The sequence below is a fragment of the Methylocapsa aurea genome, assembly GCF_000746085.1.
Classification (GTDB): Bacteria; Pseudomonadota; Alphaproteobacteria; order Rhizobiales; family Beijerinckiaceae; genus Methylocapsa; species Methylocapsa aurea.
This window is the reverse complement of record NZ_JQKO01000010.1, coordinates 13,645-37,584: the sequence shown is the minus strand read 5'-3', so window position 1 is coordinate 37,584 and position 23,940 is coordinate 13,645. Positions and strand designations below refer to the sequence as shown.

The 23,940-nt window shown below is 62.6% G+C and carries 29 protein-coding genes and 2 tRNA genes; 22 read left to right on the top strand and 9 right to left on the bottom strand.

Annotation, left to right across the window (positions count from 1 at the left end; all coding sequences use genetic code 11):
- The first annotated feature begins 64 nt into the window (after positions 1 to 64).
- From DL86_RS07890 to DL86_RS07860, 7 genes are all read left to right on the top strand, one after another.
- Entirely contained in the window at positions 65 to 874 is an 810-nt protein-coding gene (locus tag DL86_RS07890) for a DUF2189 domain-containing protein (RefSeq protein WP_036260022.1), read from the top strand.
- Between the two features lie 237 nt (positions 875 to 1,111).
- On the top strand, positions 1,112 to 1,426 hold the full coding sequence (locus DL86_RS07885; RefSeq protein ID WP_036260021.1) for a hypothetical protein: 315 nt from the start codon (positions 1,112 to 1,114) through the stop codon (positions 1,424 to 1,426).
- Between the two features lie 406 nt (positions 1,427 to 1,832).
- Entirely contained in the window at positions 1,833 to 2,528 is a 696-nt protein-coding gene (locus DL86_RS07880) for a response regulator transcription factor (protein ID WP_036260020.1), read from the top strand.
- Positions 2,529 to 2,560: 32 nt separating this feature from the next.
- Positions 2,561 to 4,396 (top strand): sensor histidine kinase, encoded by a 1,836-nt coding sequence (locus DL86_RS07875; protein ID WP_036260019.1) that lies wholly within the window; start codon positions 2,561 to 2,563, stop codon positions 4,394 to 4,396.
- Positions 4,393 to 4,905: an HPr kinase/phosphorylase gene (locus DL86_RS07870; RefSeq protein WP_084572781.1), complete on the top strand. Its 513-nt coding sequence runs from the start codon at positions 4,393 to 4,395 to the stop codon at positions 4,903 to 4,905. The genes DL86_RS07875 and DL86_RS07870 overlap by 4 nt, the downstream gene beginning before the upstream one ends.
- Before the next feature lie 266 nt (positions 4,906 to 5,171).
- Positions 5,172 to 5,573: a PTS sugar transporter subunit IIA gene (locus DL86_RS07865; protein ID WP_036260018.1), complete on the top strand. Its 402-nt coding sequence runs from the start codon at positions 5,172 to 5,174 to the stop codon at positions 5,571 to 5,573.
- Complete coding sequence (locus DL86_RS07860) at positions 5,570 to 5,905, top strand: HPr family phosphocarrier protein (protein ID WP_051952965.1); 336 nt, start codon at positions 5,570 to 5,572, stop codon at positions 5,903 to 5,905. The genes DL86_RS07865 and DL86_RS07860 overlap by 4 nt, the downstream gene beginning before the upstream one ends.
- Before the next feature lie 197 nt (positions 5,906 to 6,102).
- Here the strand turns inward: DL86_RS07860 and phoU are convergent, their stop codons facing one another.
- From phoU to DL86_RS07840, 4 genes are all read right to left on the bottom strand, one after another.
- Positions 6,103 to 6,816 (bottom strand): phosphate signaling complex protein PhoU, encoded by a 714-nt coding sequence (phoU, locus tag DL86_RS07855; protein ID WP_036260235.1) that lies wholly within the window; start codon positions 6,814 to 6,816, stop codon positions 6,103 to 6,105.
- Positions 6,817 to 7,096: 280 nt separating this feature from the next.
- Positions 7,097 to 7,170: transfer RNA gene (locus DL86_RS07850), tRNA-Gln, on the bottom strand.
- Positions 7,171 to 7,256: 86 nt separating this feature from the next.
- A complete protein-coding gene (locus DL86_RS07845) occupies positions 7,257 to 8,075 on the bottom strand; it encodes a HesA/MoeB/ThiF family protein (RefSeq protein WP_036260017.1) in 819 nt (272 codons plus the stop codon).
- A 128-nt stretch (positions 8,076 to 8,203) separates the two neighbouring features.
- Positions 8,204 to 8,743 (bottom strand): formaldehyde-activating enzyme, encoded by a 540-nt coding sequence (locus tag DL86_RS07840; RefSeq protein ID WP_036260016.1) that lies wholly within the window; start codon positions 8,741 to 8,743, stop codon positions 8,204 to 8,206.
- Positions 8,744 to 8,952: 209 nt separating this feature from the next.
- Between DL86_RS07840 and DL86_RS07835 the strand changes: the two genes are divergently transcribed.
- The 4 genes from DL86_RS07835 to truA all read left to right on the top strand — a co-directional run bounded on the left by DL86_RS07835 (position 8,953) and on the right by truA (position 12,404).
- On the top strand, positions 8,953 to 9,813 hold the full coding sequence (locus DL86_RS07835; RefSeq protein ID WP_036260015.1) for a C40 family peptidase: 861 nt from the start codon (positions 8,953 to 8,955) through the stop codon (positions 9,811 to 9,813).
- 60 nt (positions 9,814 to 9,873) lie between these two features.
- On the top strand, positions 9,874 to 10,449 hold the full coding sequence (gene def / locus DL86_RS07830; RefSeq protein ID WP_036260013.1) for a peptide deformylase: 576 nt from the start codon (positions 9,874 to 9,876) through the stop codon (positions 10,447 to 10,449).
- Between the two features lie 75 nt (positions 10,450 to 10,524).
- The gene (gene fmt, locus DL86_RS07825; RefSeq protein ID WP_051952963.1) at positions 10,525 to 11,475 is read left to right on the top strand and encodes a methionyl-tRNA formyltransferase; all 951 of its coding nucleotides are present in this window, start codon (positions 10,525 to 10,527) and stop codon (positions 11,473 to 11,475) included.
- Positions 11,476 to 11,627: 152 nt separating this feature from the next.
- A complete protein-coding gene (truA, locus tag DL86_RS07820; RefSeq protein ID WP_036260012.1) occupies positions 11,628 to 12,404 on the top strand; it encodes a tRNA pseudouridine(38-40) synthase TruA in 777 nt (258 codons plus the stop codon).
- Here the strand turns inward: truA and pgeF are convergent.
- The 3 genes from pgeF to lgt are packed head-to-tail and all read right to left on the bottom strand — an operon-like array spanning position 12,368 to position 15,053.
- Entirely contained in the window at positions 12,368 to 13,144 is a 777-nt protein-coding gene (gene pgeF, locus DL86_RS07815) for a peptidoglycan editing factor PgeF (protein WP_051952961.1), read from the bottom strand. The genes truA and pgeF overlap by 37 nt on opposite strands.
- The gene (locus tag DL86_RS07810) at positions 13,141 to 14,238 is read right to left on the bottom strand and encodes a class I SAM-dependent methyltransferase (RefSeq protein WP_036260010.1); all 1,098 of its coding nucleotides are present in this window, start codon (positions 14,236 to 14,238) and stop codon (positions 13,141 to 13,143) included. The genes pgeF and DL86_RS07810 overlap by 4 nt, the downstream gene beginning before the upstream one ends.
- Complete coding sequence (gene lgt / locus DL86_RS07805; protein ID WP_036260008.1) at positions 14,235 to 15,053, bottom strand: prolipoprotein diacylglyceryl transferase; 819 nt, start codon at positions 15,051 to 15,053, stop codon at positions 14,235 to 14,237. Before lgt ends, DL86_RS07810 begins: the two co-directional genes overlap by 4 nt.
- A gap of 145 nt (positions 15,054 to 15,198) precedes the next feature.
- Here lgt and DL86_RS07800 point away from each other — a divergent pair, with 145 nt between their 5' ends.
- From DL86_RS07800 to DL86_RS07775, 5 genes are all read left to right on the top strand, one after another.
- Positions 15,199 to 15,465 (top strand): accessory factor UbiK family protein, encoded by a 267-nt coding sequence (locus DL86_RS07800; RefSeq protein WP_036260006.1) that lies wholly within the window; start codon positions 15,199 to 15,201, stop codon positions 15,463 to 15,465.
- 945 nt (positions 15,466 to 16,410) lie between these two features.
- Positions 16,411 to 16,911 (top strand): type III secretion system chaperone family protein, encoded by a 501-nt coding sequence (locus DL86_RS07790; RefSeq protein WP_036260004.1) that lies wholly within the window; start codon positions 16,411 to 16,413, stop codon positions 16,909 to 16,911.
- Positions 16,912 to 16,913: 2 nt separating this feature from the next.
- The gene (proC, locus tag DL86_RS07785) at positions 16,914 to 17,738 is read left to right on the top strand and encodes a pyrroline-5-carboxylate reductase (protein WP_036260002.1); all 825 of its coding nucleotides are present in this window, start codon (positions 16,914 to 16,916) and stop codon (positions 17,736 to 17,738) included.
- Positions 17,735 to 18,241 carry a hypothetical protein gene (locus DL86_RS07780; protein ID WP_036260001.1) on the top strand — a complete coding sequence of 169 codons (507 nt, stop codon included), beginning with the start codon at positions 17,735 to 17,737 and terminating at the stop codon, positions 18,239 to 18,241. Before proC ends, DL86_RS07780 begins: the two co-directional genes overlap by 4 nt.
- A 190-nt stretch (positions 18,242 to 18,431) precedes the next feature.
- The gene (locus DL86_RS07775; protein WP_051952958.1) at positions 18,432 to 19,187 is read left to right on the top strand and encodes a TetR/AcrR family transcriptional regulator; all 756 of its coding nucleotides are present in this window, start codon (positions 18,432 to 18,434) and stop codon (positions 19,185 to 19,187) included.
- 142 nt (positions 19,188 to 19,329) lie between these two features.
- Here the strand turns inward: DL86_RS07775 and DL86_RS07770 are convergent, their stop codons facing one another.
- Positions 19,330 to 19,812 carry an FxsA family protein gene (locus DL86_RS07770; RefSeq protein ID WP_084572780.1) on the bottom strand — a complete coding sequence of 161 codons (483 nt, stop codon included), beginning with the start codon at positions 19,810 to 19,812 and terminating at the stop codon, positions 19,330 to 19,332.
- A gap of 146 nt (positions 19,813 to 19,958) precedes the next feature.
- Between DL86_RS07770 and DL86_RS07765 the strand changes: the two genes are divergently transcribed.
- From DL86_RS07765 to DL86_RS07750, 4 genes are all read left to right on the top strand, one after another.
- Positions 19,959 to 20,678: a Tim44/TimA family putative adaptor protein gene (locus tag DL86_RS07765; protein WP_036259999.1), complete on the top strand. Its 720-nt coding sequence runs from the start codon at positions 19,959 to 19,961 to the stop codon at positions 20,676 to 20,678.
- Positions 20,679 to 20,696: 18 nt separating this feature from the next.
- Positions 20,697 to 21,866 (top strand): murein transglycosylase A, encoded by a 1,170-nt coding sequence (gene mltA, locus DL86_RS07760; protein ID WP_342585859.1) that lies wholly within the window; start codon positions 20,697 to 20,699, stop codon positions 21,864 to 21,866.
- Complete coding sequence (locus DL86_RS07755; protein WP_036259998.1) at positions 21,863 to 22,480, top strand: Smr/MutS family protein; 618 nt, start codon at positions 21,863 to 21,865, stop codon at positions 22,478 to 22,480. The genes mltA and DL86_RS07755 overlap by 4 nt, the downstream gene beginning before the upstream one ends.
- 70 nt (positions 22,481 to 22,550) lie before the next feature.
- Positions 22,551 to 22,970 (top strand): metallopeptidase family protein, encoded by a 420-nt coding sequence (locus DL86_RS07750; protein ID WP_036259997.1) that lies wholly within the window; start codon positions 22,551 to 22,553, stop codon positions 22,968 to 22,970.
- Positions 22,971 to 23,038: 68 nt separating this feature from the next.
- Here DL86_RS07750 and DL86_RS07745 read toward each other — a convergent pair.
- Positions 23,039 to 23,114 (bottom strand) — tRNA-Ala (locus DL86_RS07745).
- A 186-nt stretch (positions 23,115 to 23,300) separates the two neighbouring features.
- Between DL86_RS07745 and DL86_RS07740 the strand changes: the two genes are divergently transcribed.
- Both DL86_RS07740 and DL86_RS07735 read left to right on the top strand, forming a co-directional pair.
- Positions 23,301 to 23,597: a YggT family protein gene (locus DL86_RS07740; protein ID WP_036259995.1), complete on the top strand. Its 297-nt coding sequence runs from the start codon at positions 23,301 to 23,303 to the stop codon at positions 23,595 to 23,597.
- Positions 23,598 to 23,936, top strand: coding sequence for a DUF167 family protein (locus DL86_RS07735; RefSeq protein ID WP_036259993.1), 339 nt, complete (start codon positions 23,598 to 23,600; stop codon positions 23,934 to 23,936).
- The last annotated feature ends 4 nt before the right edge of the window (positions 23,937 to 23,940 follow it).

The following is a 23,940-nucleotide window of genomic DNA, read 5'->3' as shown; positions in this document are numbered from 1 at the left end:
TCTGAGTCCGCCGAAACTGAAAGCGCTCTAGACAGCGGCTCCGTCTGATGCAGGAGGAAGGCTCATGTCGACTTTCCATGTGATCGCCGGTCCAGATCAGTCTCCCGCCGAAGCAATAGTGCGCAGAATCGGACCGGAAGACCTCAAAGACGCCCTGCTCAAGGGGTTCAATGATTTCGCCGTCCTCGACGATCTCCTGGCGATGCCGTCAACCGTGATTTTCCTGGGCGTCATCTATCCGATGCTATGCCTTTACCTTCTCGAGAACGGCCTGCCGCTGCTGTTTCCGGTGATGGCGGGGTTTGCCCTGATTGGCCCCTTCGTCGCGGTCGGCTTCTACGAGGTCAGCCGGCGGCGGGAGCTTGGCCTTGATGTTTCCTGGACAAACGCTTTCGACATCGGCCGCTCCCGGTCCATTCCAGCGATTTTGGCTTTGGGCGTGGTGCTGTTGATGATCTTCATCGGCTGGCGACTGACGGCAGAGGCGCTTTACGGGTGGGTTTTTGGGCGCGCGGCGCCGGCGTCCCTTGCGCAATTCCTGAAGGACATTGTCACCACCTCTCAAGGATGGACCCTGATCCTTCTGGGCAACGCCATCGGCTTGGTCTTCGCCGCGATTGTGCTCAGCATCAGCGTCGTCTCGTTCCCAATGCTCCTCGACCACGACGTGGGCTTGGCCGTAGCCGTCAAGACCTCGATCAAAGCGGTGTTGGCGAACCCCGCCACGATGGCGCTTTGGGGACTGATCATCGCCGCGTCCCTGGCGATCGGCTTCTCGCTGTTGTTCATCGGCCTCGCCTATGTGGCGCCGATCCTGGCGCATGCGAGCTGGCATCTCTATCGCAAAGTCGTAGAGCGCGTCGTTCCCAGCTGACAGCCGCGCTTGACTGCGCCAAGGTCTCGACAATTGCTCCGGAAGGGACAAGCTGGCCGTTGCTTCGCCTCCTTCCGCAAAACTCAATCGGAAACAAAGTTGCTGGCGCCGATCGCGCAATAGCGCTAAACCGCAGGCCCCAACCGGACTCCTCGACCGGCGTTGCGTTGATCCGCGTCGCGCCTGAACAGCTCAGATGGCGAAGTCAAGCTGAGAAGGACCGCAACCAAAGGCGATATGGTGCGCCCGCCAGAACTTGACGATTACATGGATCTCTTCAACCGTTACGGCAAAGACTTCGGATCCGCCTATCTGGAGCCTGAAGACGAACGGTTTCGGTTTCTGTTCGACCAGCTTTGCCGTTTGCTGGCCCAACCATCGCCTTTTAATCTGAGTTTGCCCGAACCGTTCCGGACCACAGCGCATCGCTATCTCGCTGGCGATGAGATTACCGTCGCCCACATGCGCGTCGCCGAGAACCGTCACTTCATGCTGAGCGATCTCTTCGACTATGTGCATCTGCGGCAGAGACTTGGCGGTGGGATTCGCTAACCAAATTGTCCAGAAAAGGCCGCGTCGGCGACGGGCGCCCTAACACCGCCTCATTTAAGCGCTCATTTCTCCTGTCATGCGTAGCTGACGTTGATGGCTCTGACTAAAGCAGAGCGGCAGATTTACTCGACGGATGCGATTGTCAAATCCGCGCTCGGCATAGAGGCGACCAAGTTAAGAGGTGATTTTCTGGTCTTTGGCCTTTATAGGGAATAACTGGCGCCTTCTTATTGTTGTCCCAGAAGGTCGCTGAATTTACGAGTGCGCCGCGCGTTGCGTCCCGGCCGCCTTGATTCGCCGAGTATCGCGCCGCCGCAAATGGCTAGAAGAGCGTAGAGACTTCCGCATCTGCGGAAGGTTCATGCAAAAGTCCAATGGGCGCTCGATTTCGAAGTTAGGACCGTTCATGCCTATGATTGCCCTGGTCGATGACGACCGCAATATCCTCGCCTCAGTATCGATAGCCCTCGAAGGGGAAGGCTATCGCGTCCAGACCTATACCGACGGCTCCACGGCGCTCGACGGCTTGAAGGCCGACCCGCCCGACCTCGCCATATTCGACATCAAGATGCCGCGCATGGACGGCATGGAATTGCTTCGGCGGCTCCGGCAAAAATCCGATCTCCCGGTAATTTTCCTGACGTCCAAGGACGAAGAAATCGATGAATTGTTCGGACTCAAGATGGGCGCCGACGATTTCATCCGCAAGCCCTTCTCGCAACGGCTTCTCGTCGAGCGCGTCAAGGCCATTTTGCGCCGGGCGATCCCCAAGGACGCCGCGACGCAAAAAGAATCGGACGCGAAGATCCTCGAACGCGGGCTTCTGAAAATGGACCCGGAGCGGCATGCGTGCAACTGGAAGAATGATCCAGTCACGCTCACGGTTACTGAATTCTTAATCCTGCAGGCCTTGGCCACGCGGCCCGGCGTGGTCAAGAGCCGCAACGCCCTTATGGACGCGGCCTATGATGACCAAGTCTATGTCGACGACCGCACGATCGACAGTCATATCAAGCGCTTACGTAAGAAGTTTAAAGCGGTCGACGACGAGTTCGAGATGATCGAGACGCTTTATGGCGTCGGTTATCGTTTTAAGGAGTAAGATCTTCAGCTTCACTCAGGGCTTGCGGATCAATGACTTTTGAAGCGCGCGAGGAACTCGCCTTCGATCGCCCGTCCGGCGCCGCCCGGCGCGCCAAGCGGATGCGGCGAAGCTTCGCTGTGCGCCTGCGCGGCTTGATGCGCGCGATCAGTTCGCGCTTCTCCTCTTCGCTGACCCGTCGGATCGTGGTCTTGAACCTCGGCGGCCTCGTCGCGCTCCTGGTCGGCTTTCTCTATCTCAATCAATTCCGCGACGGCCTGATCGATGCGCGGGTGCAGAGCCTCCAAACCCAAGGCGAGATCATCGCCGCGGCGGTCGCGGCCTCGGCCACTGTCGAAACCGATTCGATCACCATCGATCCCGAAAAGCTGCTCCAGCTAGCGCCAGGGGAAAGCTATGGGCTCGCCGATGAAACGGTGCCCTCGCTCGAGTTCTCGATCAATCCCGAACGCGTCGGACCGGTGCTGCACCGGCTGGCGTCGCCAACCCGCACGCGGGCGCGGATTTACGACCGCGACGGCTATTTGCTGCTTGATTCGCGCTCGCTCTCGAGCCGCTCGAACATCCTGCGCTACGACCTGCCGTCGGCATCGCCCAGCGACGCCGAAACATTCATCGACAAGATCTGGACGAAAGCGAAGGGGCTTTTCGGCCGCTCCGACCTGCCCCTTTATGAGGATATCGGCGTCGACAACGGCAAAGGCTATCCCGAGGTGGCCCGCGCCCTGAGCGGCGGCGAGCAATCGATCGTCCGCGTCAACGCCCAGGGCGAGACCATCGTTTCCGTCGCCGCCCCGATCCAACGTTTTCGCGTCGTCCGCGGCGCGCTTCTCCTGTCGACGCAAGGCGGCGACATAGACGCGATCATCGCCTCCGAGCGCTGGGCGGTCGTCCGCATTTTTCTCGTTTCCTCCGTGATCATGTTCCTCCTTTCGCTGTTTATCGCCGGGACCATCGCGGAACCGATCCGGCGCCTCGCGGAGGCGGCCGAACGAGTCCAGCGCGGCACCAAAGCGCGCCGGGAAATCCCCGATTTCACGGAGCGCTCGGATGAAATCGGCCATCTTTCCGGCGCCCTGCGCGACATGACCAAGGCGCTCTATGATCGCATCGAGGCGATCGAGAGATTTGCGGCGGATGTCGCCCATGAATTGAAAAACCCGCTCACTTCCTTGCGGAGCGCGGTCGAGACCCTGCCCATCGCCCGCAAACAGGAATCGCGGGATCGGCTTTTGTCCATTATCGAGCATGACGTTCGCCGCCTCGACCGGCTGATCAGCGACATTTCGGATGCATCGCGGCTCGACGCCGAATTGGCTCGGGCGGACATGGATCCGGTCGATCTCGAACTTGTCCTCGCCGCGGTCGTCTCCATGGCCAATCAGGCGAATGATTCGAATGAGGTGCGCGTCACCTTGTCGATCGCCGGCGCGGCTCTCGAGGAAACCCGCAAGCAAGCCTTCCGGGTTCTCGGCCACGATTCGCGCCTTGGCCAGGTTTTCATCAACCTCATTGACAACGCCAGATCGTTTTCGAACCCCGGCGGCAATGTCCGCGTGCATTTGCGGCCCGCCAAGACCAGCGCCCCGAATGGGGATTTGCACGACGGGTTCGAGGTCGTTGTCGACGATGACGGCCCTGGCATCCCCGCCGACGCCTTCGAACGCATTTTCGAACGTTTCTATACTGACAGGCCCAGTCAGGGCTTCGGCCAAAACTCGGGTCTCGGGCTTTCAATTTCGCGCCAGATTATCGAGGCGCATGGCGGGCGCATTTTTGCGCTCAATCGGATTTGCCGGATTGGCGAGGAGGCCGAGGATGCGGTGCTCGGCGCGCGCTTCGTGCTCTGGTTGCCCAAAGCGCGATGAACCCGCGCGCGACGCAAGAAACGCCCGGCGCAGGCCCCTCGCAAGGCCAGGACCAAATCTTTGTTCATGCCAGCGCGGTTGCGATCAAGGAGGTCGGCGTGCTGATCCGCGGCGCCTCCGGCGCCGGCAAGAGCAGCTTGGCCTTGGCCTTGATCGCCGCGGCGACAAACGCCGGCTTTTTTGCAAGACTCATTGGCGATGATCGCATCGGCCTCGAACATCGCGGCGGACGGCTGATCGCTCGCGGCCATCCCGCAATCCTTGGGAAGATCGAACGGCGCGGCCTGGGAATTTTCGAACTTCCCTTCCTGGCGGCCGCCGTCATTCGGCTCGTGGCGGATCTGGAGCCCGCCGATGCAGCGCCGCCGCGCTATCCCGAACCAGAGCGCAGCCGCGTCGCGCTGGCTGGCGTCAGCCTGCCGCTTGTCCGATTGCCCCACGGCGCCGCGGCTTCTGATTCGGCCTTGTCAGTGTTGCAGCTTTTCCACTCGGGTTGGAAATCGCTCTAGCTTCACGAAAGAAAGCCAGGATAATCTGACCGACAGCGCCTCATTTCACTTGCCAAGTTCACCGCGACGCACAAAATGGCGCCGGAGATTTGTCCCAAAGAGGCTCAATTCAACCGGCCCCTGGCGCCGCCGTCGCTCCGACCGGACCTTATCCAATACGCCTTTCCGGCATCGGACCTTTCCTAAGAACGCATGGTCCTTCCCTTGATGTACATTTACGCTGGCGCTGATCCCGCACGGAGTTCCTGAATGGATAGGCCCGTCCGATGATTGGAATGGTCCTTGTGACCCACGGCCACCTCGCGACGGCGTTTCGCGCCGCCTTGGAGCATGTGGTCGGTCCGCAGAAGCAGGTCGAAACGGTTTCGATCGGCCCAGACGACGATATTGAGCAGCGGCGCAAGGACATCGTCGCCGCCGTTGCGCAGGTCGATAGCGGCGAAGGCGTCGTCGTGCTCACCGACATGTTCGGCGGAACCCCATCGAACCTCGCGATCTCGGTCATGAATGGCGCACATGTCGAGGTTGTCGCCGGGATCAATCTGCCGATGCTGATCAAGCTTGCATCGGTGCGCGACAGCTCCGCTCTCGATCAGGCGGTGATTCAGGCGCAGGACGCCGGCCGCAAGTATATTTATGTCGCAAGCCGGTTCTTGAGTGGAAAATGAAGCCAGACGACGCCGCCCGACCTGAAATAGAGGATTATCCGGATTTCGTGGCGCCCGAAGGCGCTCTCGTTCGAACGCTCACAATTGTCAATCGCAAAGGGCTGCATGCGCGCGCCACGGCGAAGCTGGTGCAATGCATCGATGGTTTTGACGCCGCCGTCACAGTCAGCCGTTGCGGCGACACCGTTGGCGGCACCTCGATCATGGGAATTCTTACCCTCGGCGCCGGGCACGGAATGACGATTACGATCGCTGCGACCGGCGCGCAAGCGGTGCAGGCCCTAGAGGCCATCGAGGCGCTGATCGCCAACCGCTTCGGCGAGGATGAATGAAGGCTTGCGGCGAGGGATATGCGCGATGGTCTCCGGCTGGGTAAGCGCGCCATGGTTTGGGATGAGGGCTGCTCCGGGCTCGCGGTCCCAATCAGGAGGCATTAACGCGCCGCCGTCCGCGAATAAACGTCGAGCGCACGGAAGCCCGAGGCGCAGTCAAGGTTGCTGGCCTGTGGCCAAGACGGCCGCGCGACCTTTCACACAACCCTCATCGGCGACGCCGAAATCGAGCTGCGGCCTTTGGGCCGCTCCATCGGCAAGGGCTCGCCTGTCACGAAATAAACCAGCGTCTCGGCGATATTGGTGGAATGATCGCCGATGCGCTCAAGGTTTTTCGAACAGAAGAGGAGATGCGCGCAAAACGAGATGTTGCGCGGATCCTCCATCATGAAGGTGAGAAGATCGCGGAACACAGAGTCTTCCAATGCGTCGAGGTCCGCATCGCGGATCCAGACCCCGCGCGCACGTTCAACATCGCGCTGCGCATAAGCATCGAGCACATCCTTCAAGAGCATGGCCGCCAAGTCATGCATCGACCTAAGTCCAATGACGCAGCGCGGCGTGCGCATCTCCGGCGAGATCTTGATGGCTCGCTTTGCTATGTTTTTGGCGAGATCGCCAATCCGCTCGAGATCGTTCGAAATCCGGATCGCGGCGACGATCTCGCGAAGGTCCGCAGCCACTGGCTGACGACGGGCGATCGTTAGGATCGCCTGCTCTTCGATTTCCCGCTGCAGCAGATCGAGGCGCGGGTCGCTGTCGATGGCCTCCAGCGCGAGTTTGGCGTCGAAATCGCTCAGAGCGCCCATCGCGTCGGACAGCATCTTTTCAGCCAGGCCGCCCATTTCCGCGATCTTCCGATCGAGAGCCTCGAGTTCGTCGTCATAAGCTCTGACTGTGTGGTTGGGCATAAAATATCCCTCGAGAGCGCCCTCGATCAGCCGCAACGGCCAGCTAATTAAGTCCGGCCCTTGGCGATCCTTTGGCGCGTGAGAATATACGTAAAAAATATGCCTAAGAATATGCGTGCTATTATGCGCCAATTCGCGCCCGCTGGAAAGTTGATTCCGCTCTATCCGGCCGCGATCGCCTCTGGCGCCGCCCTTCCGCGTCTTTATAGCTGGCGCGCGGGATGCCTATCCGCGGGCAGCGAGGCGAAATATAATAGATAGTAAATTCAACGGATTAATCTGGCTGGGGGACCTGGATTCGAACCAAGATTGACGGAGTCAGAGTCCGCTGTTCTACCGTTGAACTATCCCCCAACAAAGCCCTTAGAAATCAAGGACCTCTGTCAGGCCGCGCGGCAAGTCCTGAAACGGTTTGCTATCGTCGCGGATGGAAGCGAGGTCTAGTTGTTCGTTTCCCCGCTGTCAACGCTCACCGCCAGGGTTGAGGCTCCGTTCGCGCCGTTTAGCGGATTGGCCGGATCCCAGCTGTAGCGCAGCGTTTCAAACCGCATGCCGAGCGCATCGACCAGCACCAGCCGGCCAACAAGCCCCTCGCCGAAACCGACAATCTCGCGAATGGCCTCAAGCGCCATCATCGCCCCGAGGATGCCGGTCAAGGCCCCGAGCACCCCCGTCTCGGCGCAGGCCGGAGCCGCGCCATCAGGCGGAGGTTCCGGAAAGAGGCAGCGATAAGTCGGGTTAGGCTCGCCGCTGGGACTCTTTTCGTAGGGCCGCAGCGTCGTCAGCGAGCCATCGAAGGCGCCCACTGCGGCCGTGACCAGCGGGCGCCTGGCGTGAAAGCAGGCGTCGGAGGCGACATAGCGGGTGACAAAATTATCGGACCCATCGGCGACGACGTCGTAGGGCTCGATCACTTCCCGCGCATTGCGCGCCGTAAGCCTCGCCATTATCGGCGTGACCTTGACGTGAGGATTGAGGCGCTCGATCGCCGCCGCGGCGCTCAGGACCTTGGCGCGGCCGATATCGCCAGTCCCATGCAGAACCTGCCTCTGGAGATTGGAGAGAGACACTTCGTCATCATCTACCACGCCGATCTCGCCAACGCCCGAGGCCGCGAGATATTGGAGGAGCGGCGAGCCAAGGCCGCCGGCGCCGATCACAAGAACCCGCGCGCTCTTGAGCTTCTGCTGGCCTGGACCGCCGACGCCCTGCAGCACAATATGGCGCGCATAGCGCTCGATTTCTTGGGGCGAGAACATAGGCGTAAGTCTAGAGCATGTTCTTAAAAAAGTTGATCGACTTTTTCGATATTGAGACATCGGATATATCCGACGCCTCATAAGAACATGCGCTCCCGCGCCGCGGCCTTTAATCGGAGCAATTTGCCCTAATCCTCGAATACGCCCTCAAGGGCGTAATGGGCGATGGTCTTCCGATTGGCAATCAATTCGTCCACCGTCGGCTCGCCCGTAATCGCGCGCGAGATGGCGATTTTCGTCGCCTCGTAATTGGTCCGGTAGAGATCGCGCTTGTCGAGGTTCTTGTTGTTCGCGCAGCGCGGATCGAGCCAGACCATAATGATCATGCAAAGCTCGTCCGCCTGCTGTTTCGGCAAGATCCCTTCGCTCAGGCAATCGACGATGGCGTCGCCGGTCGCCGCCTGCACGATGCCGCCGAGCAACTCAACATAATCCGTGGAGCGCACCGTCATTTTGGTGGTCATCATGGTCGCCGGACGGACCATTTGATTGAGATCCCGGATGACGAACATGCGCGGATGTCCGGCGACCTGCCCCGCCATCGCCGCGAAGGCGTGACCGACCGGGCCTTTGACATGGCCGATCATCACTTCGGGCATGGCGTCGGTGAATTGTCCATCCGCGGCTAAAACCGTCGCCTCGCCGGTGCGCAGCCAAATCTCGCTCATGTCGGATCCTTATCGTTGGAGATGCGGTCGAATAGCATTGGGGGAGGACGGCAGGAAGAGGCCCTTGGCGGATCGGCGCCTCCAGGATGAGCGGGGGCTGGCTTTTTGACGTTCTGCTCGGCTAGAAGAGAAACCCGCGGTTTCACAAACGCGGCCGGCCCCACGCCGTTGCTTGTCCCGACGCCCGCCAACTTCCGGATGACGCTGCAATGAAATGCCTCGATCCTCGCCTAACCCCGGCCCGCCCCGATCTTGCCGCCGCTCATCTGCGCGGCCACGTCGAGGCCGACCTTTATGTTGAGGGACGCTTGATGCAGGTGACGACCGGCCTCGCCGATCTGCGCCAGGCGCCAAGTCACGAGGCTGCGATCGACACCCAGGCGCTGCATGGCGAAGCGGTGACGCTTTACGAAAATGAGGAGGGCTGGGGCTGGGTTCAGCTCGCCCGGGACGGCTATGTCGGCTATATCGCCATGACCGCGCTCGGCGAGGGGCCGCCGGCGCCGACCCACCACGTCAAGGTCAATCGGACCTTTGTCTATCCGAGGCCGGACGTGAAGCTTCCGGCGTTCGACGCCTTGCCGCTCGGCGCCGCGGTGAGCGTGAGCTCAACTGCGGGCGGTTTCGCCAGGATCGCTGCGGGCTTCATCTTCGCAGATCACCTCGCCCTCGTTGGCGAGTTGGAAAAAGATTTCGTCGACGTCGCCGAGCGGCTTTTGCATGCTCCCTATCTCTGGGGCGGAAAATCCAGTCTTGGCGTCGATTGTTCGGGACTGGTGCAGATAAGCCTCGGCGCGGCCGGGATCGACGCGCCCCGCGACACGGATTTGCAGGAGCGGGCGCTTGGGCGCATGCTCGAGCCCGAACTCGCCCACGGCGAAACGCTGGAAGGATTGCGGCGCGGCGATATCGTTTTTTGGCGCGGCCATGTCGGCGTCATGCGCGATGACGCCCTGCTGCTGCACGCCAACGCCCATCACATGCTGGTTTCGAGCGAACCCTTGGCTTGCGCGCGCGATCGGATTCTCGCCAAGACGGGAGCGACCATCACCGCAATCAAGCGGCTCTAGAACGTTTTCATTCGGCTTTCGCAAATTGACGTTCTGGGACATCGGCATTATTTATTTGTCATGGCACTCCGCACAATCATCACCCCCCCTGACCCTCGCTTGCGCCTTGTCTGCGCGCCAGTGGAGCGGGTCGACGATTCCATTCGCGCGCTCATGGACGACATGCTCGAGACCATGTATGACGCGCCGGGCATCGGCCTCGCCGCGATCCAGATCGCCGTCCAAAAGCGCGTCATTGTCTTAGACGTCGCCAAGCGCCAGGATGACGCGGCTTCGGCGGCCCCGATCTGCCTCGCCAATCCCGAAATTCTCTGGGCGTCGGACGAGCTTTCCGTCTATGAAGAGGGGTGCCTGTCGATCCCTGAATTCTATGAGGACGTGCAGCGGCCCGCGCGGGTGCGGGTCGGCTATCTCGATCGCGAGGGCCGCCGGCAAGAGATCGAGGCCGACGACATCCTGGCGACCTGCCTGCAGCACGAAATCGATCACCTGAACGGCGTCTTGTTCATCGATCATATTTCCCGGTTGAAGCGGGATCGCATTTTCAAGAAATTCAGCAAGGCGGCCAGACACGAGGGTTCAGACCGCAAGCTTAGCGTTGGCAGGGAGCGCGCCCGCGCTGACGCCGAGGCGTAAACCCTCGCTTCAGCGACGCCTCCTCAAGAAGCTTGTCAAGGTCCCGCGTTCGCTCTTGAGGGAAGGCCAAGCCAGTTGCGCATCGTCTTCATGGGGACGCCGGATTTCGCCGCGCCCGTGCTCACGGAAATCGTCGAACATGGTCATCAGGTCGCAGCGGTCTATACGCGCGCGCCCAAACCCGGCGGCCGGCGCGGCCTGGAGCTGACCCCCTCCCCTGTGCATGTCGCGGCGGAGCGTTTGGGGCTCGAGGTTCTGACGCCCCAAACCTTGCGCGGCGAAGAGGCCGCGGCGACCTTGCGCCGCTTCGCGCCCGAGGCCGTGGTCGTCGTCGCCTATGGCCTGATCCTCCCCAAGGCGATTCTCGACGCGCCCGAACAGGGCTGCCTCAACCTGCACGCCTCGCTATTGCCGCGCTGGCGCGGCGCGGCGCCGATTCAACGCGCCATCATGGCCGGCGACGTTGAGACCGGCGTCATGGTCATGCGCATGGAGGAAGGTCTCGACACCGGCCCCGTCGCTCTCACGGAGCGCATCGCGATTGGGCCGGAGGAAACCGCTGGCGAAATCCATGACCAACTGGCCGCAGCCGGCGCCGCCTTGATGCCGTGCGCCCTGGACGCCTTGGAGCGCGGCGAACTCGCCTTTACGCCGCAGGCGACGGAGGGCGTCACCTATGCGCATAAGATCGACAAGGCCGAGGCGCGGATCGACTGGGCCAAGCCCGCAAGAGCGGTGCATGATCTCATTCGCGGCCTCTCGCCGTTTCCGGGCGCCTTTTTCGAGGCCGACCTCGGGAAGGGACGCGAAAGAGTCAAAATCCTTCGGGCGCGGATCGTCAAAGGATCCGGCGCGCCAGGCGCCGTCCTCGACAATGCCTTGACGATCGCCTGCGGCGAGGGCGCGATCGGCCTGCTTGAAGTCCAACGATCGGGAAAGGCGCCGATGAAGGCGGAGGATTTTCTGCGCGGCGCGAAACTTGGCGCGAGAGCATTTTTGAGCGAAACGGATGCCGGTTCGCATTAAGAAAATGCGACAAAACAACAAGCCAGAGCTGTCTTCAAATTTCGCGAAATCTGAAGACAGCTCGGCGCTATCCTTGGCGGGTCGCCGGCATAATCCCAAAAAGCTGGGCATTTCTTGAACGCGATCACGCTGAACATCAAACAGAAGACCCGATGCCGCGCTATAAGCTGACCATCGAATATAATGGCGCGCCCTATGTCGGCTGGCAAAGGCAGACCAATGGGATTTCCGTCCAGGAGGCAATCGAGACCGCGCTCAAGGCTCTATGCGGCCAGGACATTGCGATCCGTGGCGCCGGGCGGACCGACGCCGGCGTCCATGCCAGCGGCCAAGTCGCTCATGCCGATCTGCCCAAGGATTGGCGCGGGGATCTTTTGCGCGAGGCCCTGAATGCACATTTGCGGCCCAACCCCGTCGCGATTCTTTCGGCCGAACCGGTTCCCGCCGCGTTCGACGCGCGCTTCTCGGCGGTTCGGCGGCGCTATCTTTACCGAATCGTCAATCGACGCGCGCCCTTGACCTTCGAGGCGGGCCAGGCCTGGCTGGTCAAGCGCAAGCTCGATGCGCAGGCCATGCACAAAGCCGCGCAACTCCTCCTCGGCCGCCATGATTTCTCGACCTTCCGCGCCTCCGAGTGTCAGGCCGAAAGCCCCGTGCGCACGTTGGAGCGGCTCGATATTGTTCGGACCGGCGAAGAGATTCACATCCACGCCGCCGCCCGCTCGTTCTTGCACACGCAGGTGCGCTCGATGGTCGGCTCGCTGGAAAATGTCGGCTCCGGCAAATGGCGCCCCATGGACGTGCTGGCGGCGCTCGAGGCTTGCGACCGGCGCCGCTGCGGACCGCTCGCGCCGCCAGAGGGGCTTTATCTGGCGGGGGTGGATTACGAGGATCAAACCAGCGCGATCGCCGACACCAAGCGGCCATAATCCGCCTCCTGCCGATGCACCGAACGGCGGTAGGAATAGAACCGCTCCGGGTCCGCGTAAGTGTCAAGCGCGAGATTTTGGAAACGCTCGATTCCGGCCGCCTGCAACCGCCCGCCGATAAAGCCGGGCAGATCGAACATGAAATGCCCGGCCCTGGACGAGGCGGCGAAAAAGCGCTCGTAGTCCCGCGCCTGTGCGCAAAATCGTTCGATGAATTCGGGACCGACCTCGTAGCTTTCCGGGCCGATCGCCGGGCCGAGCGCGACGACGATCGAAGCGCGTTCGGCGCCGAGTTGCTCCATTGCCTCCAGCGTCGCTTCGATCACGCCGGTCAAGGCCCCTTTCCAGCCGGCATGGGCCGCTCCGATCACCCCGGCCTTGGGATCGGAAAAAAGAATCATGCCGCAATCGGCGCCGGTCACGCCAAGGCCGACGCCGGGGGTCGAGGTCACCAGCGCGTCGCAGCGCGGACGCTCGGCAAAGGGCGCGCTCACGATCAAGGCGTCCGGCGAATGGACCTGGTAGGGCACGAGGAGGCATTCGGCATCGACCTGGAGATGCGCCGCCATCCGGCGCCGATTTTCGGCGACGGATCTTGGATCGTCTTTCGATCCGACGCCGCCGTTCAGCGAAGCGTAGAGCCCGGCGGAGACGCCGCCCGCCCGCGTAAAAAATCCATGCCGCACGCCCGTTGCCTCGAGCAGGCTGGCGCTGATCGGAGCGGCTGCGTCTTGCGTCATGGCGACTCCATTTCAAATCCGGGAGGCGCCGGAAAGTCCGGCGGCGTCACCGCGAGAACCTTGAAGAGCCGCGCCATATCGGTCGCGCTATCGGCGCCGGGCGTCCCGGCGAGGCGCTCCAGCGCCGCGTCTATAGCCGCGCATTGGCTCTGGTCGGCGTGGCTCCGCAACATTGCGGCGCGCTCGAAAATGCCGAGCCGGGCCAGCCATTGACCTTGCGGCGCGGGTCCATGAACCTGCGCCCCCGCAGCGCGCGCGGCCCGCTCGAGGCTGCAAAAATCGACATGCGCGGTGAGGTCGGCCTCGCCCGGATCATGCAAGGGATCGGCGAATCCATGCCGGCGCACCGCCTGCAAGGTTTCGCCGCGCGAGGGTTCGCAATAGCCGTAATCGATGGCGAGAAGCGCGCCGCCCTGCTCCGCGATCCGCGTCGCCAGCGTCAGCATCAGGTGGGAGGCCGCAAGCCCCACCTCGAGAATCTCGCCATGCGCTCCAGGCGCGGAAAGTCCCGGCTCGGGTTCGGGAGCAAGGCCGAAACTCAGCCGCCCCTGCGCATCGAGACCGACCTGTCTCTCGCGCCAGCCGCCGTCCTGATGGACATAATGGCGCACCGGCAAGGCGTCGAAAAACTCATTGGCGATGACGATCACTGCGCCAGAAGGCGCTTCCTCGATGCTCTCATGCCAGCTTGCGGGGATGCCGCAGCCCTCGATCGCCTGGCGCTGGCTGCGCCGCAGAGGCGCGCTCGTCTCGACAAGATGCAGGTCGATGGCGGAGCGAAACCTCGGCTCGACCCGCGCGGCGCGCAAGAGATCGGCCATCAAGGTTCCGCGGCCGGGGCCCAATTCGACGAGATGGAGGGACTTCGGCTCGCCCATCAGGCGCCAGACCTCGACGCACCAGAGGCCGATCAATTCGCCGAACATCTGGCTGATCTCAGGCGCGGTGATGAAATCGCCTGACGCCCCGAGCGGCGTTTTGGTTCGGTAATAGCCATGCGCCGGATGGCCCAGCGCGAGCGCCATATAGCGCTCAAGGCTGATCGGCCCGTCCTCCACGATCATATCGCGGATGATGGTCGCGAGCGCATTCATGCCAGGGCCGCCGCCTTGCGGTAGGCGCGCTGAACGAAATAGACGCCGACGCCGATCAAAGGCAGGGACAGCAGCATTCCCATGGTCGCTCCGCCGAACAGGAAACCGAGCTGCGGGTCGGGCTCGCGGAAAAATTCGCAGGCGATTCGCGCTAGGCCATAGCCGGCGGCGAAAAGTCCAGTAACGAGACCCGGTCGGCGCAACGCGCCCATCCGAATCGCGATAAAGAGCAAAACAAACAGCGCCAGACCTTCGAGGCTCGCCTCATAGAGCTGGCTTGGGTGGCGCGGCAGCGGTCCGGCCCCGGGAAAAATCATCGCCCAAGGCGCCTCGCTCGGCCGGCCCCACAGCTCCGGCTTGATGAAATTGGCGATGCGCCCGAGGCCAATCCCGATCGGAACCGCCGCGCAGCAGACATCGGTGAGGGAGAGCGCCGAAACGCCGCGCCGCCGCGCGAGCAGGACGATGGCGAGCGCGGTTCCGGCGAGGCCTCCGTGAAACGCCATCCCGCCTTTCCACACCGCCGCGATTTCCATCGGGTTTGCAAAATAATAGGCCGGATTATAGAAAAGCACATAACCGAGCCGGCCGCCGATGATGACGCCGAGGGCGGCATAGACCAGAAGATCGTCGATGCAGGCGAGGTCCGGCCGCGGCGCTTTGCCCCAAAGGGAGGCGCGCCTGACCAGCGCGCGCGCATAGGCCCAGCCGAGAACAAGCCCCGCGATATAAGCCAACGCGTACCAGCGGATCGGGAAAGGGCCAAGCGCGATCAGCACTGGATCGATGCTTGGATAGGCAATAAGACTCGGCATGGGCGCTCCCGGCGTCCGCAGGTGATGCGATGACGGCAAAGCCGCGTCAAGGCGGACCGGCCGATCTTGCGATAATACCGCAACGGCCCCATGTCGGCTTGAAAAGCAGCATGCTATATGGGCCGTCAATTTTGGAGTTTGGATAATGGCGCAGAACCGGGTTTTCGAGGATTTCACGCGGCTGATGACCGACGCCACGGAAATGGCGCAAGGCGTCCGTCGCGAGGCCGAAACCGCGATGAAAAGTCAGCTGGAGCGCCTGCTCGCGACGATGGATGTCGTGACCCGCGAGGAGTTCGAGGCGGTCAAGCAGATGGCCGCGAAGGCCCGCGACGAAAACGAGAAACTGGGGCAAAAAGTGGCCGCGCTCGAGGCCGAGCTCGCCAAGAAGGCCAAGACCGCGCGGGAGTGAGGCCTGCCAAGGCTTCGCTTTGGCGATCCAAAACGCAGGTTTGGCTTTCTCGGTTAGGCCGGCGGTTCATTGCCGGATTGGGAAAGGATTTCGCGTCCGATCGGGAACGCCGCCGTCCTGGAGGCGTTTCGACGCAGCCCGCCCGATGTGGGCGCGCGGCTTGAGGAGACGAAAATGGCCCTACGCGATATCCTTCGAGGCATGCAGAACGGTCCGCGGGGTCAGCCTCAACCCGGCGGAAATAGCGGCGGGGGCGGGAATAGCGGTGGGGGACTGTCGAAAATCCTGATGGGCGTCTTGGCTTTTCTCGCCTACAAGGCGTTCAGAGGCGGCGGCGGTCAGGCCGGACCGAACGATTCGGCCACGCCTCCAGATAGCAACCCGCCTCCTCGCCGCTGGCTATAATGCCCCTTTCCGGTGCGAGGTTTTTTGATCCGCCTTCGGTTGGGCAATACGGAGCATCGGTTCGCGCGCCCGTCAGCGTCCTGGCTGCGAGCCAACGCCGTGATGCGAAGCATTTCGCGTTTGCCTGATGGTTTGTCCAAACTTCCCACGGCCAAACTGGCGCCTGCTGTGCACGCCGGAGTTTGAGGCGCGGACGCGAAATGATCGCCGTTGTCGGCTGATAATCCCCACAAATTAAATCGCGCCCGGCAATTTTTTGTCCACAAGCAGTCCTGGCGCAAGGCGCAGGGCCGAACCCACCTCGCCCTGTTGCGAAACTTGCTTTGCGGGGGACAATTTCGATCCGGCCTGTTGCATAAGGAGGCCACGTTGTGATTCCCTCGCATTGTGGAACGGATTTTTGAGTCGCGCGCCAATTCGCGGCGGCCAGCGGTCCTTCTTCATTTGTGTTCGCGCCCTTGTGTTCGCGCCGCAGCGTCTTGCTTGTCGCGCCCTTGAAGCGGAAGCGCTTTAAGGCTGCTTTGTCCTGAAGGCCATGGAATGTCGCTCTTGCAATTCGAAGCCCTGCGCACCGAACATCCCGTCGACATCATCGAAAGGCTGGCCGCGCATAATCAATGGCCGTTCGATCGCGACGAAGAGGATGAAATCTCGATCTCCGTCGCCGGCAGCTGGACCGATTACAGCATCGCATTCACCTGGCTTTCCGACTTGGAGGCTCTGCACGTAGCCTGCGCCTTCGATCTCAAGGCCCCAAGCGCGCGCCGCATCGAACTTGTCACCCTCGTCTCGCTCATCAATGAGCAATTATGGATCGGGCATTTCGACATCTGGCCGAGCGACGGGGTCATCATGTTCCGCCATGCGCTGCTCCTCGCCGGGGGCGCCGAGCTGAACGGGCAGCAGTGCCAAACCGTCCTCACCAGCGCGGTGCGCGCTTGCGAGCGCTATTATCAGGCCTTTCAATTCGTCGTCTGGGCCGGCAAGACCGGGCGCGAGGCGATCGACACCGTCATGCTCGAAACCAAGGGCGAAGCCTAAACATGGCGGCGTCGGGCATCGATCGTTTCCCCGCCTCCCTCGTTCTGGCGGGGGCGGGCAAAATGGGCGGGGCCATGTTGCTAGCCTGGCTCGATCAGGGACTTGACCCGCGCCGCATCGGCGTCATCGATCCGCAACCCTCCCGAACAATCCTCGAACTTGCGGCGGCGCGAGGATTCACGCTCAATGCGGCGGCCAACCCGCCCGAGGTTCTGGTCCTTGCAATCAAGCCGCAGGTTCTCGACGAGGCCGGTGTCCTGGCGCCGCTCGCCGGTCCGCGCACGCTCGTGATTTCGGTCCTCGCAGGCAAGACAATCGCCAATATCTCGGCCCGGTTTCCGCAAGCCCATGCGATCGTCCGGGCGATGCCCAATCTGCCTGCCGCAGTGGGCCGCGGCATCGCTGGAGTCGCCGCAAACGAGACGGTGACGCTGGAGCAGCGCGCCCTTGCCGAGGCGCTGCTTGGCGCGACGGGCCGGATCGAATGGCTTGCCGACGAAGGCCTCATTGACGCCGTCACCGCCGTGTCTGGCTCCGGGCCCGCTTATGTCTTCTATCTCGCCGAATGTTTGGCGCAAGCGGGGGCGGCTCTTGGGCTTCCCGCCGACGCCGCCGCCAGGTTGGCCCGCGCGACGGTGGAGGGCGCCGGCGAATTATTGTTCAGAAACGACGCCAGCACGCCGGCTGAGCTGCGCGAAAGCGTGACATCGCGTGGCGGAACGACCGCCGCCGCCCTCGAGGTCCTGATGGCGCAAGACGGACTGGCGCCGCTGATCGAGCGCGCCGTCAAAGCGGCGCAGCAGCGGGCCGAGGCCCTGTCAGGATGACGCGTCGCTCGCAGGGCCAGAACTGCAAAGCGCCCGCCCGCCGCCGCCCTCTGCGAGTCTGGCTAGCGGCGGCGCTGATCCAACAGGGTCTTGAGGGAGCGGCCGGCGCGGCGGGTGGCGACCCCTATATCGCGATCGCGACCCATGCCGAAGGCGTCGTCAATTATGTCCGGGCGTCCGAAGTCCAAGCCTTGGTCGATCTGAACCAGTCGAAATGCATGGTCGCCCTTAACAATGGCGAAGAAATTCGCGCCTGGCAGAAATGCGCTTCAATCGCGGGCGATCCGAAACAATTCGGCTTCGTCTCGTTCGCCGCGCCATTTGGAAACGTTTTCGTGCTTCCAGAGGTGGTTTATAGCCTGCGATCGACAAATAGTTTGGGATGTAGCTTAACCTTGAGAAACGGCCGTTTCATTCCGGTCAACGAGTCCTGCGCCGATGCGCATAAGGGATTGATCGCCGAAAGAGCGCTTTCGAGCGAGGCCGAGGCCGGAACGCGTTAAGAAAAATGAGATCAAACAAAAAGTTAAAGCCAACTCAGCACTTTCCTGACGTCGCAAAGCGGCGTTGCAAGACTTTTCCGCCGCGCGCGGGTCGAAGTCGGCGCGCTCTTACGGACGGCGCCTTGGAACCCTGCGGCGCGGGCGCTAGATAAGCAGGGCGGAAATAGGAATTTTGATCCTGGAGGCGAACATGGTCGACAAAGATGACGGCGACGACAAGGCCGAGATTGGCGGCGAATCCGGCGTCGTAGAGATCACGCCCGCGCCTCTGGATGCGAAAAGCGCGATCATCGAGGCGCTGCTGGAGCTGGCCGGCGAACGCAATTGGGAGGATATTTCGATCTCGGACGTGGCGACGAGGGCGAATGTTTCGCTCTCTGCCTTCCGCGATCTCTTTCCCTCGAAGGGCGCTGTCCTCGCCGCCTTCTCCCGAAAGATCGACAAAATCGTTCTCGAGTCCACCGGCGACGATCTCATCGGCGAGCCGGCCAAGGAGCGCCTGTTCGACGTCCTGATGCGCCGCCTCGACGCCTTGACGCCCTACAAGCTTGGCCTCGAAGGCGTTTCAGACTGGACGCGGCGCGATCCGCTCGCCGCTGCGGCGATCAATCAGGTGGCGATCAATTCGATGCGCTTCATGCTTGAGGCTGCGGGAATAGACTCGGAGGGAGCCGTCGGCGCGGTCAAGCTGCAAGGCCTGGCGCTGGCCTGGGCGCGCGTTCTGAGGGTCTGGTTCCGCGATGACGATCCCGGCCTCGCCTCGACCATGGCGGCGCTCGATCGCGAATTGACGGATGGCGGGCGTTTCGTCGCCCGGGCCGAGGATTTGAACCGGCTCGCCGCGCCCTTGTTTTCGTTGGCGCGGGCCCTGTTCGAGCAGCGCCTCCCCAGTTCGGAGAGGCGCCGCGACGCCGCCAGCGAAACCCATGACGAGCGGACCGCTTGATCCCGACAAAGGGCAACTTGGCCGGTTTTCTGCGCCCCGAAAACGTGCCTTGAGCGACGCCAGCTATCCTGCGCTAAAGCATATCTCCTTGTTCTGACGCATGATTTTGTCCGAAAAGGCCGCAACTTCTTAGGATCATGGCCTAAGGCGCGGTTCGGCCCGCGCGAGGGCCGCCATCGTCGACCCTCGCCCATTCCTGAGGGGCGAGTTCAATGACCTTCGGCGCGGCGCGCTGGCCGACGGGCGGGCGGCCCAACTTGCCAAGTTGGAGGCGTTCCATCACCCATATCCGGATCGACGGCGCGGCCAGGGCAAGTCCGGCAAAGTCCGAAACAAAGCCCGGAAGGATCAACAGGATCGATCCTAGCCCGGCGAGGGTGCCGTCGAGCATCGCCTCACGCGAGAGAACTCCTTGCTCGCGCGCGCGTTTTGAAAGCGCACGGCGCAAGCGCACGGCGGCGTTGAGCCCCAGACGCCGCAACATCGCGGCGCCCGCGAGGCTGGTCATGAGGCACAGCATAACGGCGCCGCTGAAGCCAAGCCTGTCCGCGATCAGAGCGAAGGCGACAAACTCAGCGACGAGCCAGAGCCCGAAGAAAAGCATGAACTTGACCGGTAGAGGCATGGGCGAGCCCTTCGATCGAAGTCGGAGCCAAACGGCCAATCGTCGAAACTGGACTTCGGCAGTTTCTCTTCCCAGATGCAAATATATGATAAAGATTCCTGCAGGGCCAACATCCCTGGCCGAAACCGAGGCGTCAAGCTAAAGAGATGCAAGATTCATTCGACGTGACGACGATCATTTTCGCGCTCCTCGCCGCTTTTGTCGTGTGGAAGTTGCGCTCCATCCTCGGAACGCGCAGCGGCTCGGAAAAGCCGCCGAGCAATCCATTCCTGAACCGGACGCCGGACGCGCCGCGCAACGGCGCCGGCGATCCCAGCAACGTCATCACTTTGCCGGGAGCGGCGCCAGCATACGCCGGCGGGGTCGCAGCCGATTGGACGCAACGCTGGAAAGACTTTGCGGAGCCCGGCTCGAAAGCCTGGGCCGGCCTTGATTCGATCGCCGCGGCTGATTCCTCCTTCGCCATTCACCCCTTTATCAACGGGGCCAAATCCGCCTATGAGATGATCATCACCGCTTTCGCGGCGGGCAATCGCGATGTGCTGGAGCATCTTTTGGCCAAGGATGTTTATGACAGCTTCAACGCGGCCCTCGTCGAGCGGGAAAAGCGCGGCGCGAAAGTCGAGACGACGTTCGTTTCGATCGACAAGGCGACGATCGACGATGCGGAGCTGCTTGGTGGTTCCGCCCAGATCACTTTGCGCTTCGCCGCCAAGATTATTACCGCAACCCGCGATCAAAGCGGGACGGTGATCGAAGGAAGCCCGGAAAAAGTCGTCGAAATCAATGATGTCTGGACATTCGCGCGAGACCTCGGCTCGCGTGATCCTAACTGGAAGCTGATCGCGACAGGGCCCGGAAATTGATGTTGCAAAGCGCCTGCAATGATGCCCGACGCCTCCTCGCCCCGAGGCTCCACCGCGGATAGGGCGCCTCCTCCGCAAAATTACGCGCTCCAGGATTTGGCTTTCGCCGATCTCGAAGGATTCGGCGAGGACGATCATTTCGAGGCCTTTCAGGTTTTCGCTCGATCCAGCGCCGCGATCGTCGAGGATCGGCCGCCTTTACGCGAAGGAATCGCGCCCTCCCCCGCCCTGAAAGCCATCTGCCGCCGCGCCCTGACCGAGGATGTAGGGGATCGGGCGCGGGCGCGGCGCTTTTTCGAGGCCCATTTCCGGCCCTGCCGCGTTCTGACGCAAGGTTCGAACGGCCACAAGAAAGGTCGAGACAACACCCAAAGCGGCGCCTTCCTGACCGGCTATTACGAGCCGATCGTGGCGGGATCGCTCACGCCGAACGCCGATTTTACGGCGCCTCTCCTGTCCCGCCCGGACGATCTGATCTCGCCCGCCAGCGGCGCCCGCGCGGGAGCCGGCGACCAAAGCCTCGCGCCCTATCCCGACCGCGCCGCGATCGAGGCCGGGGCGATCGCCGGGCATACGGCGCCGCTCGTCTGGCTGCGCGACCCTATCGAGGTCTTTCTCATCCAGGTGCAAGGCTCGGCGCGCGTCCGCCTGCCGGATGGCGAGATCCTGCGCCTGGTCTATGCCGGCCGCAATGGCCAGCCCTATGCCTCGATCGGGCGCATCCTGATCGAGAGCGGCGAAATCGCCGAAGCCGACATGTCGCTCGCCGCGCTCAAACAATGGGTTCGCGACCATGGCCAGCAGCCCTTCGAGGCCGGCGCGGCGCTGATGGCGCGCAATAAATCCTATGTCTTCTTCGCCCTCGACAGCGAACTCGACCCCTCCGCCGGCCCGATCGGCGGCGCCGGGCTCAGCCTTACCCCTTTGCGCTCGATCGCTATCGACCGCACAATTTGGCCCTATGGCCTGCCGGTCTGGATCGCCGCCAACATCCCTTGGCGAGAACCCTTTGCCGCGCCGTTCCGGCGTCTGATGATCGCGCAGGATACCGGCTCGGCGATTACCGGCCCCGCCCGCGCCGACATTTTTTTCGGCTCGGGGGATGACGCCGGCGCGAGGGCGGGCGATATTCGCCACGCGGGCGATTTCGTCATTTTTCTTCCCGTCGAAGAGGGTTCGAACCGGTGAAGGAAAACAGCGCCTCTTTCGGCAATGGCCGACTGCGCCGGCTCAGCGCGGAGGAAATCGAGCTTTGGCTTGCGGTGACCAGAAGCGTCGCGCCGCGCGCCGGACGCCATTTGCCCGATCCTCCGCAAATGCCAGCGCCAATGCCAAATGGCGTCTCAGGGTCGCCTGAAGGCGCCGAGCCCAAAAGCATTATTCCCGGCCAAAAGCCGGATGCGCGGCAGAAGCCAGCGGTGCGCCCCCCAATTCCCCCGCTCGCGCCGCTCGAACGGCGCTTGCGGCAAAAGCTTTCGCGCGGACGGGCGGCGCCCGACGCCGCGATCGATTTGCACGGGATGCGCCGGCAGGAGGCTTTCTCAGCCTTGCATCAGTTCTTATTGGGCGCGCAGCGCGAAGGCGCGCGGCTTGTCCTCGTCGTGACCGGCAAGGGCGAGCGCGGCCCTTCGGAGGACGGGACAGCCGGCGTCCTGCGGCGCAGCGTGCCGCAATGGCTCCGTGGCCCGGAGTATCATTCGATCGTCGTCGGGTTCGAGGAGGCCACGCGCCCGCATGGCGGGGCTGGCGCCCTCTACGTCCGGATCAGACGGCGCGACCGCGCGCGCGGCCTTGGCGGATAGGTCAGTCCTTGAACAAGCTTTCTCACAAAGAACATGGCGCGAGGCCCGCTGGCGCACGAAGGTTCTCCGCATGAGCCGCACGCAATTCGACTGGACCAATGTCGCAGCGCCTTCGATCGCCGATTTCGACCTCATGGCCGAGGCGGCCTTTGCCGGCCTGCCGGAAGAGTTCCGCCGCCTATGCGAGGGCCTCGTCATTCGCGTCGAGGATTTTCCCGACGAGGAGACGCTGGACGAGATGCAATGCGAAAGCGAATTCGACCTGCTTGGCCTGTTTCGCGGCCGTGGCCGCGCGCAAAGCGAAGCGACATTGGCGACAGGACAATTCCCGAACATGGTCTGGCTTTATCGTCGGCCGATCCTCGATTTCTGGGCGGATCGGGAGGAGTCGCTCGGCGCCGTCGTCACCCATGTCCTCGTGCATGAGATCGGACATCATTTCGGCCTGTCCGACGACGACATGCAGGCGATCGAAAAGGCGACCGACTGAACCGCCTCGCCTTGCCACGAGGCGCTAAGACTCCCGCCGACCCGGACCCTCGGAATTCAGGAGCATTCTGGTGGAGCTGAGGGGATTCGAACCCCTGACCTCTGCAGTGCGATTGCAGCGCTCTCCCAACTGAGCTACAGCCCCTTCGCGCCGCTGTTTACGCGAGTGTGGTTGCCGGCGCAAGCCGGTTGCGCAGATCGGCTTGCGCCAACGCGCCGATAACGCGCACGCGAAGCCCTGGAGCAAAAGCGCCGTTCGCGCCCGGCACTTGCCAGCGCCGCGCCCGCCCGGTAAACGAACGACGAATAGGCTAAAGCCTTGGAGTCCCTGATGCGCGCCCTTCTAGATGTTATCTATCAGATTCTGAGCCTATATATTTATGTGATCATCGCCTCGGCGATCCTGTCCTGGTTGATCGCCTTCAACGTCGTCAACACCTATAATGATATTGTTCGCTCCATCTGGAAATTGCTCAACGCGCTCACCGAACCCGTCTTGCGCCCGATCCGCAACGTCCTTCCCGACCTCGGCGGCATCGATATCTCGCCTGTCGTTCTCATTTTCCTGATTTGGTTTCTCCAGGAATTGATTAGAAACGCGCTCAACGCCTATCCCTACGCATTCTAGATGGCGGAAACGGCCGCGGCGTTTCCCTGGAGCCGGCGCGGCGCCGATGAACTCATCATCCGCGTGCGCCTGACGCCAAAAAGCTCACGCGACGAAATCGGCGGCATCGACCGTCTTTCAGACGGCCGCACGATCTTGAAAGTCCGCGTCCGCGCCCTGCCCGAGAATGGCGAGGCCAACGAAGCCCTGCTCCGGCTGGTCGCCAAGACGCTTCGCACTCCGGCCGCATCGGTGCGCCTCGAATCCGGCGGCGGCAGCCGACTGAAGACCTTGAGCGTGACCGGCGACGCCGAAGCCTTGCAGGCGGCGCTAGCCCGAATGTCGGGTCATGCCGACTAAAGCT

Excerpts from the sequence above, each read along its gene's own strand:
- DL86_RS07890 (WP_036260022.1), top strand. The coding sequence starts at position 65 with ATGTCGACTTTCCATGTGATCGCCGGTCCAGATCAGTCTCCCGCCGAA.
- DL86_RS07885 (WP_036260021.1), top strand. The coding sequence starts at position 1,112 with ATGGTGCGCCCGCCAGAACTTGACGATTACATGGATCTCTTCAACCGT.
- DL86_RS07880 (WP_036260020.1), top strand. The coding sequence starts at position 1,833 with ATGCCTATGATTGCCCTGGTCGATGACGACCGCAATATCCTCGCCTCA.
- DL86_RS07875 (WP_036260019.1), top strand. The coding sequence starts at position 2,561 with ATGACTTTTGAAGCGCGCGAGGAACTCGCCTTCGATCGCCCGTCCGGC.
- DL86_RS07870 (WP_084572781.1), top strand. The coding sequence starts at position 4,393 with ATGAACCCGCGCGCGACGCAAGAAACGCCCGGCGCAGGCCCCTCGCAA.
- DL86_RS07865 (WP_036260018.1), top strand. The coding sequence starts at position 5,172 with ATGATTGGAATGGTCCTTGTGACCCACGGCCACCTCGCGACGGCGTTT.
- DL86_RS07860 (WP_051952965.1), top strand. The coding sequence starts at position 5,570 with ATGAAGCCAGACGACGCCGCCCGACCTGAAATAGAGGATTATCCGGAT.
- phoU (WP_036260235.1), bottom strand. The coding sequence starts at position 6,816 with ATGCCCAACCACACAGTCAGAGCTTATGACGACGAACTCGAGGCTCTC.
- DL86_RS07845 (WP_036260017.1), bottom strand. The coding sequence starts at position 8,075 with ATGTTCTCGCCCCAAGAAATCGAGCGCTATGCGCGCCATATTGTGCTG.
- DL86_RS07840 (WP_036260016.1), bottom strand. The coding sequence starts at position 8,743 with ATGAGCGAGATTTGGCTGCGCACCGGCGAGGCGACGGTTTTAGCCGCG.
- DL86_RS07835 (WP_036260015.1), top strand. The coding sequence starts at position 8,953 with ATGAAATGCCTCGATCCTCGCCTAACCCCGGCCCGCCCCGATCTTGCC.
- def (WP_036260013.1), top strand. The coding sequence starts at position 9,874 with ATGGCACTCCGCACAATCATCACCCCCCCTGACCCTCGCTTGCGCCTT.
- truA (WP_036260012.1), top strand. The coding sequence starts at position 11,628 with ATGCCGCGCTATAAGCTGACCATCGAATATAATGGCGCGCCCTATGTC.
- pgeF (WP_051952961.1), bottom strand. The coding sequence starts at position 13,144 with ATGACGCAAGACGCAGCCGCTCCGATCAGCGCCAGCCTGCTCGAGGCA.
- DL86_RS07810 (WP_036260010.1), bottom strand. The coding sequence starts at position 14,238 with ATGAATGCGCTCGCGACCATCATCCGCGATATGATCGTGGAGGACGGG.
- lgt (WP_036260008.1), bottom strand. The coding sequence starts at position 15,053 with ATGCCGAGTCTTATTGCCTATCCAAGCATCGATCCAGTGCTGATCGCG.
- DL86_RS07800 (WP_036260006.1), top strand. The coding sequence starts at position 15,199 with ATGGCGCAGAACCGGGTTTTCGAGGATTTCACGCGGCTGATGACCGAC.
- DL86_RS07790 (WP_036260004.1), top strand. The coding sequence starts at position 16,411 with ATGTCGCTCTTGCAATTCGAAGCCCTGCGCACCGAACATCCCGTCGAC.
- proC (WP_036260002.1), top strand. The coding sequence starts at position 16,914 with ATGGCGGCGTCGGGCATCGATCGTTTCCCCGCCTCCCTCGTTCTGGCG.
- DL86_RS07780 (WP_036260001.1), top strand. The coding sequence starts at position 17,735 with ATGACGCGTCGCTCGCAGGGCCAGAACTGCAAAGCGCCCGCCCGCCGC.
- DL86_RS07775 (WP_051952958.1), top strand. The coding sequence starts at position 18,432 with ATGGTCGACAAAGATGACGGCGACGACAAGGCCGAGATTGGCGGCGAA.
- DL86_RS07770 (WP_084572780.1), bottom strand. The coding sequence starts at position 19,812 with ATGCCTCTACCGGTCAAGTTCATGCTTTTCTTCGGGCTCTGGCTCGTC.
- DL86_RS07765 (WP_036259999.1), top strand. The coding sequence starts at position 19,959 with ATGCAAGATTCATTCGACGTGACGACGATCATTTTCGCGCTCCTCGCC.
- mltA (WP_342585859.1), top strand. The coding sequence starts at position 20,697 with ATGATGCCCGACGCCTCCTCGCCCCGAGGCTCCACCGCGGATAGGGCG.
- DL86_RS07750 (WP_036259997.1), top strand. The coding sequence starts at position 22,551 with ATGAGCCGCACGCAATTCGACTGGACCAATGTCGCAGCGCCTTCGATC.
- DL86_RS07740 (WP_036259995.1), top strand. The coding sequence starts at position 23,301 with ATGCGCGCCCTTCTAGATGTTATCTATCAGATTCTGAGCCTATATATT.
- DL86_RS07735 (WP_036259993.1), top strand. The coding sequence starts at position 23,598 with ATGGCGGAAACGGCCGCGGCGTTTCCCTGGAGCCGGCGCGGCGCCGAT.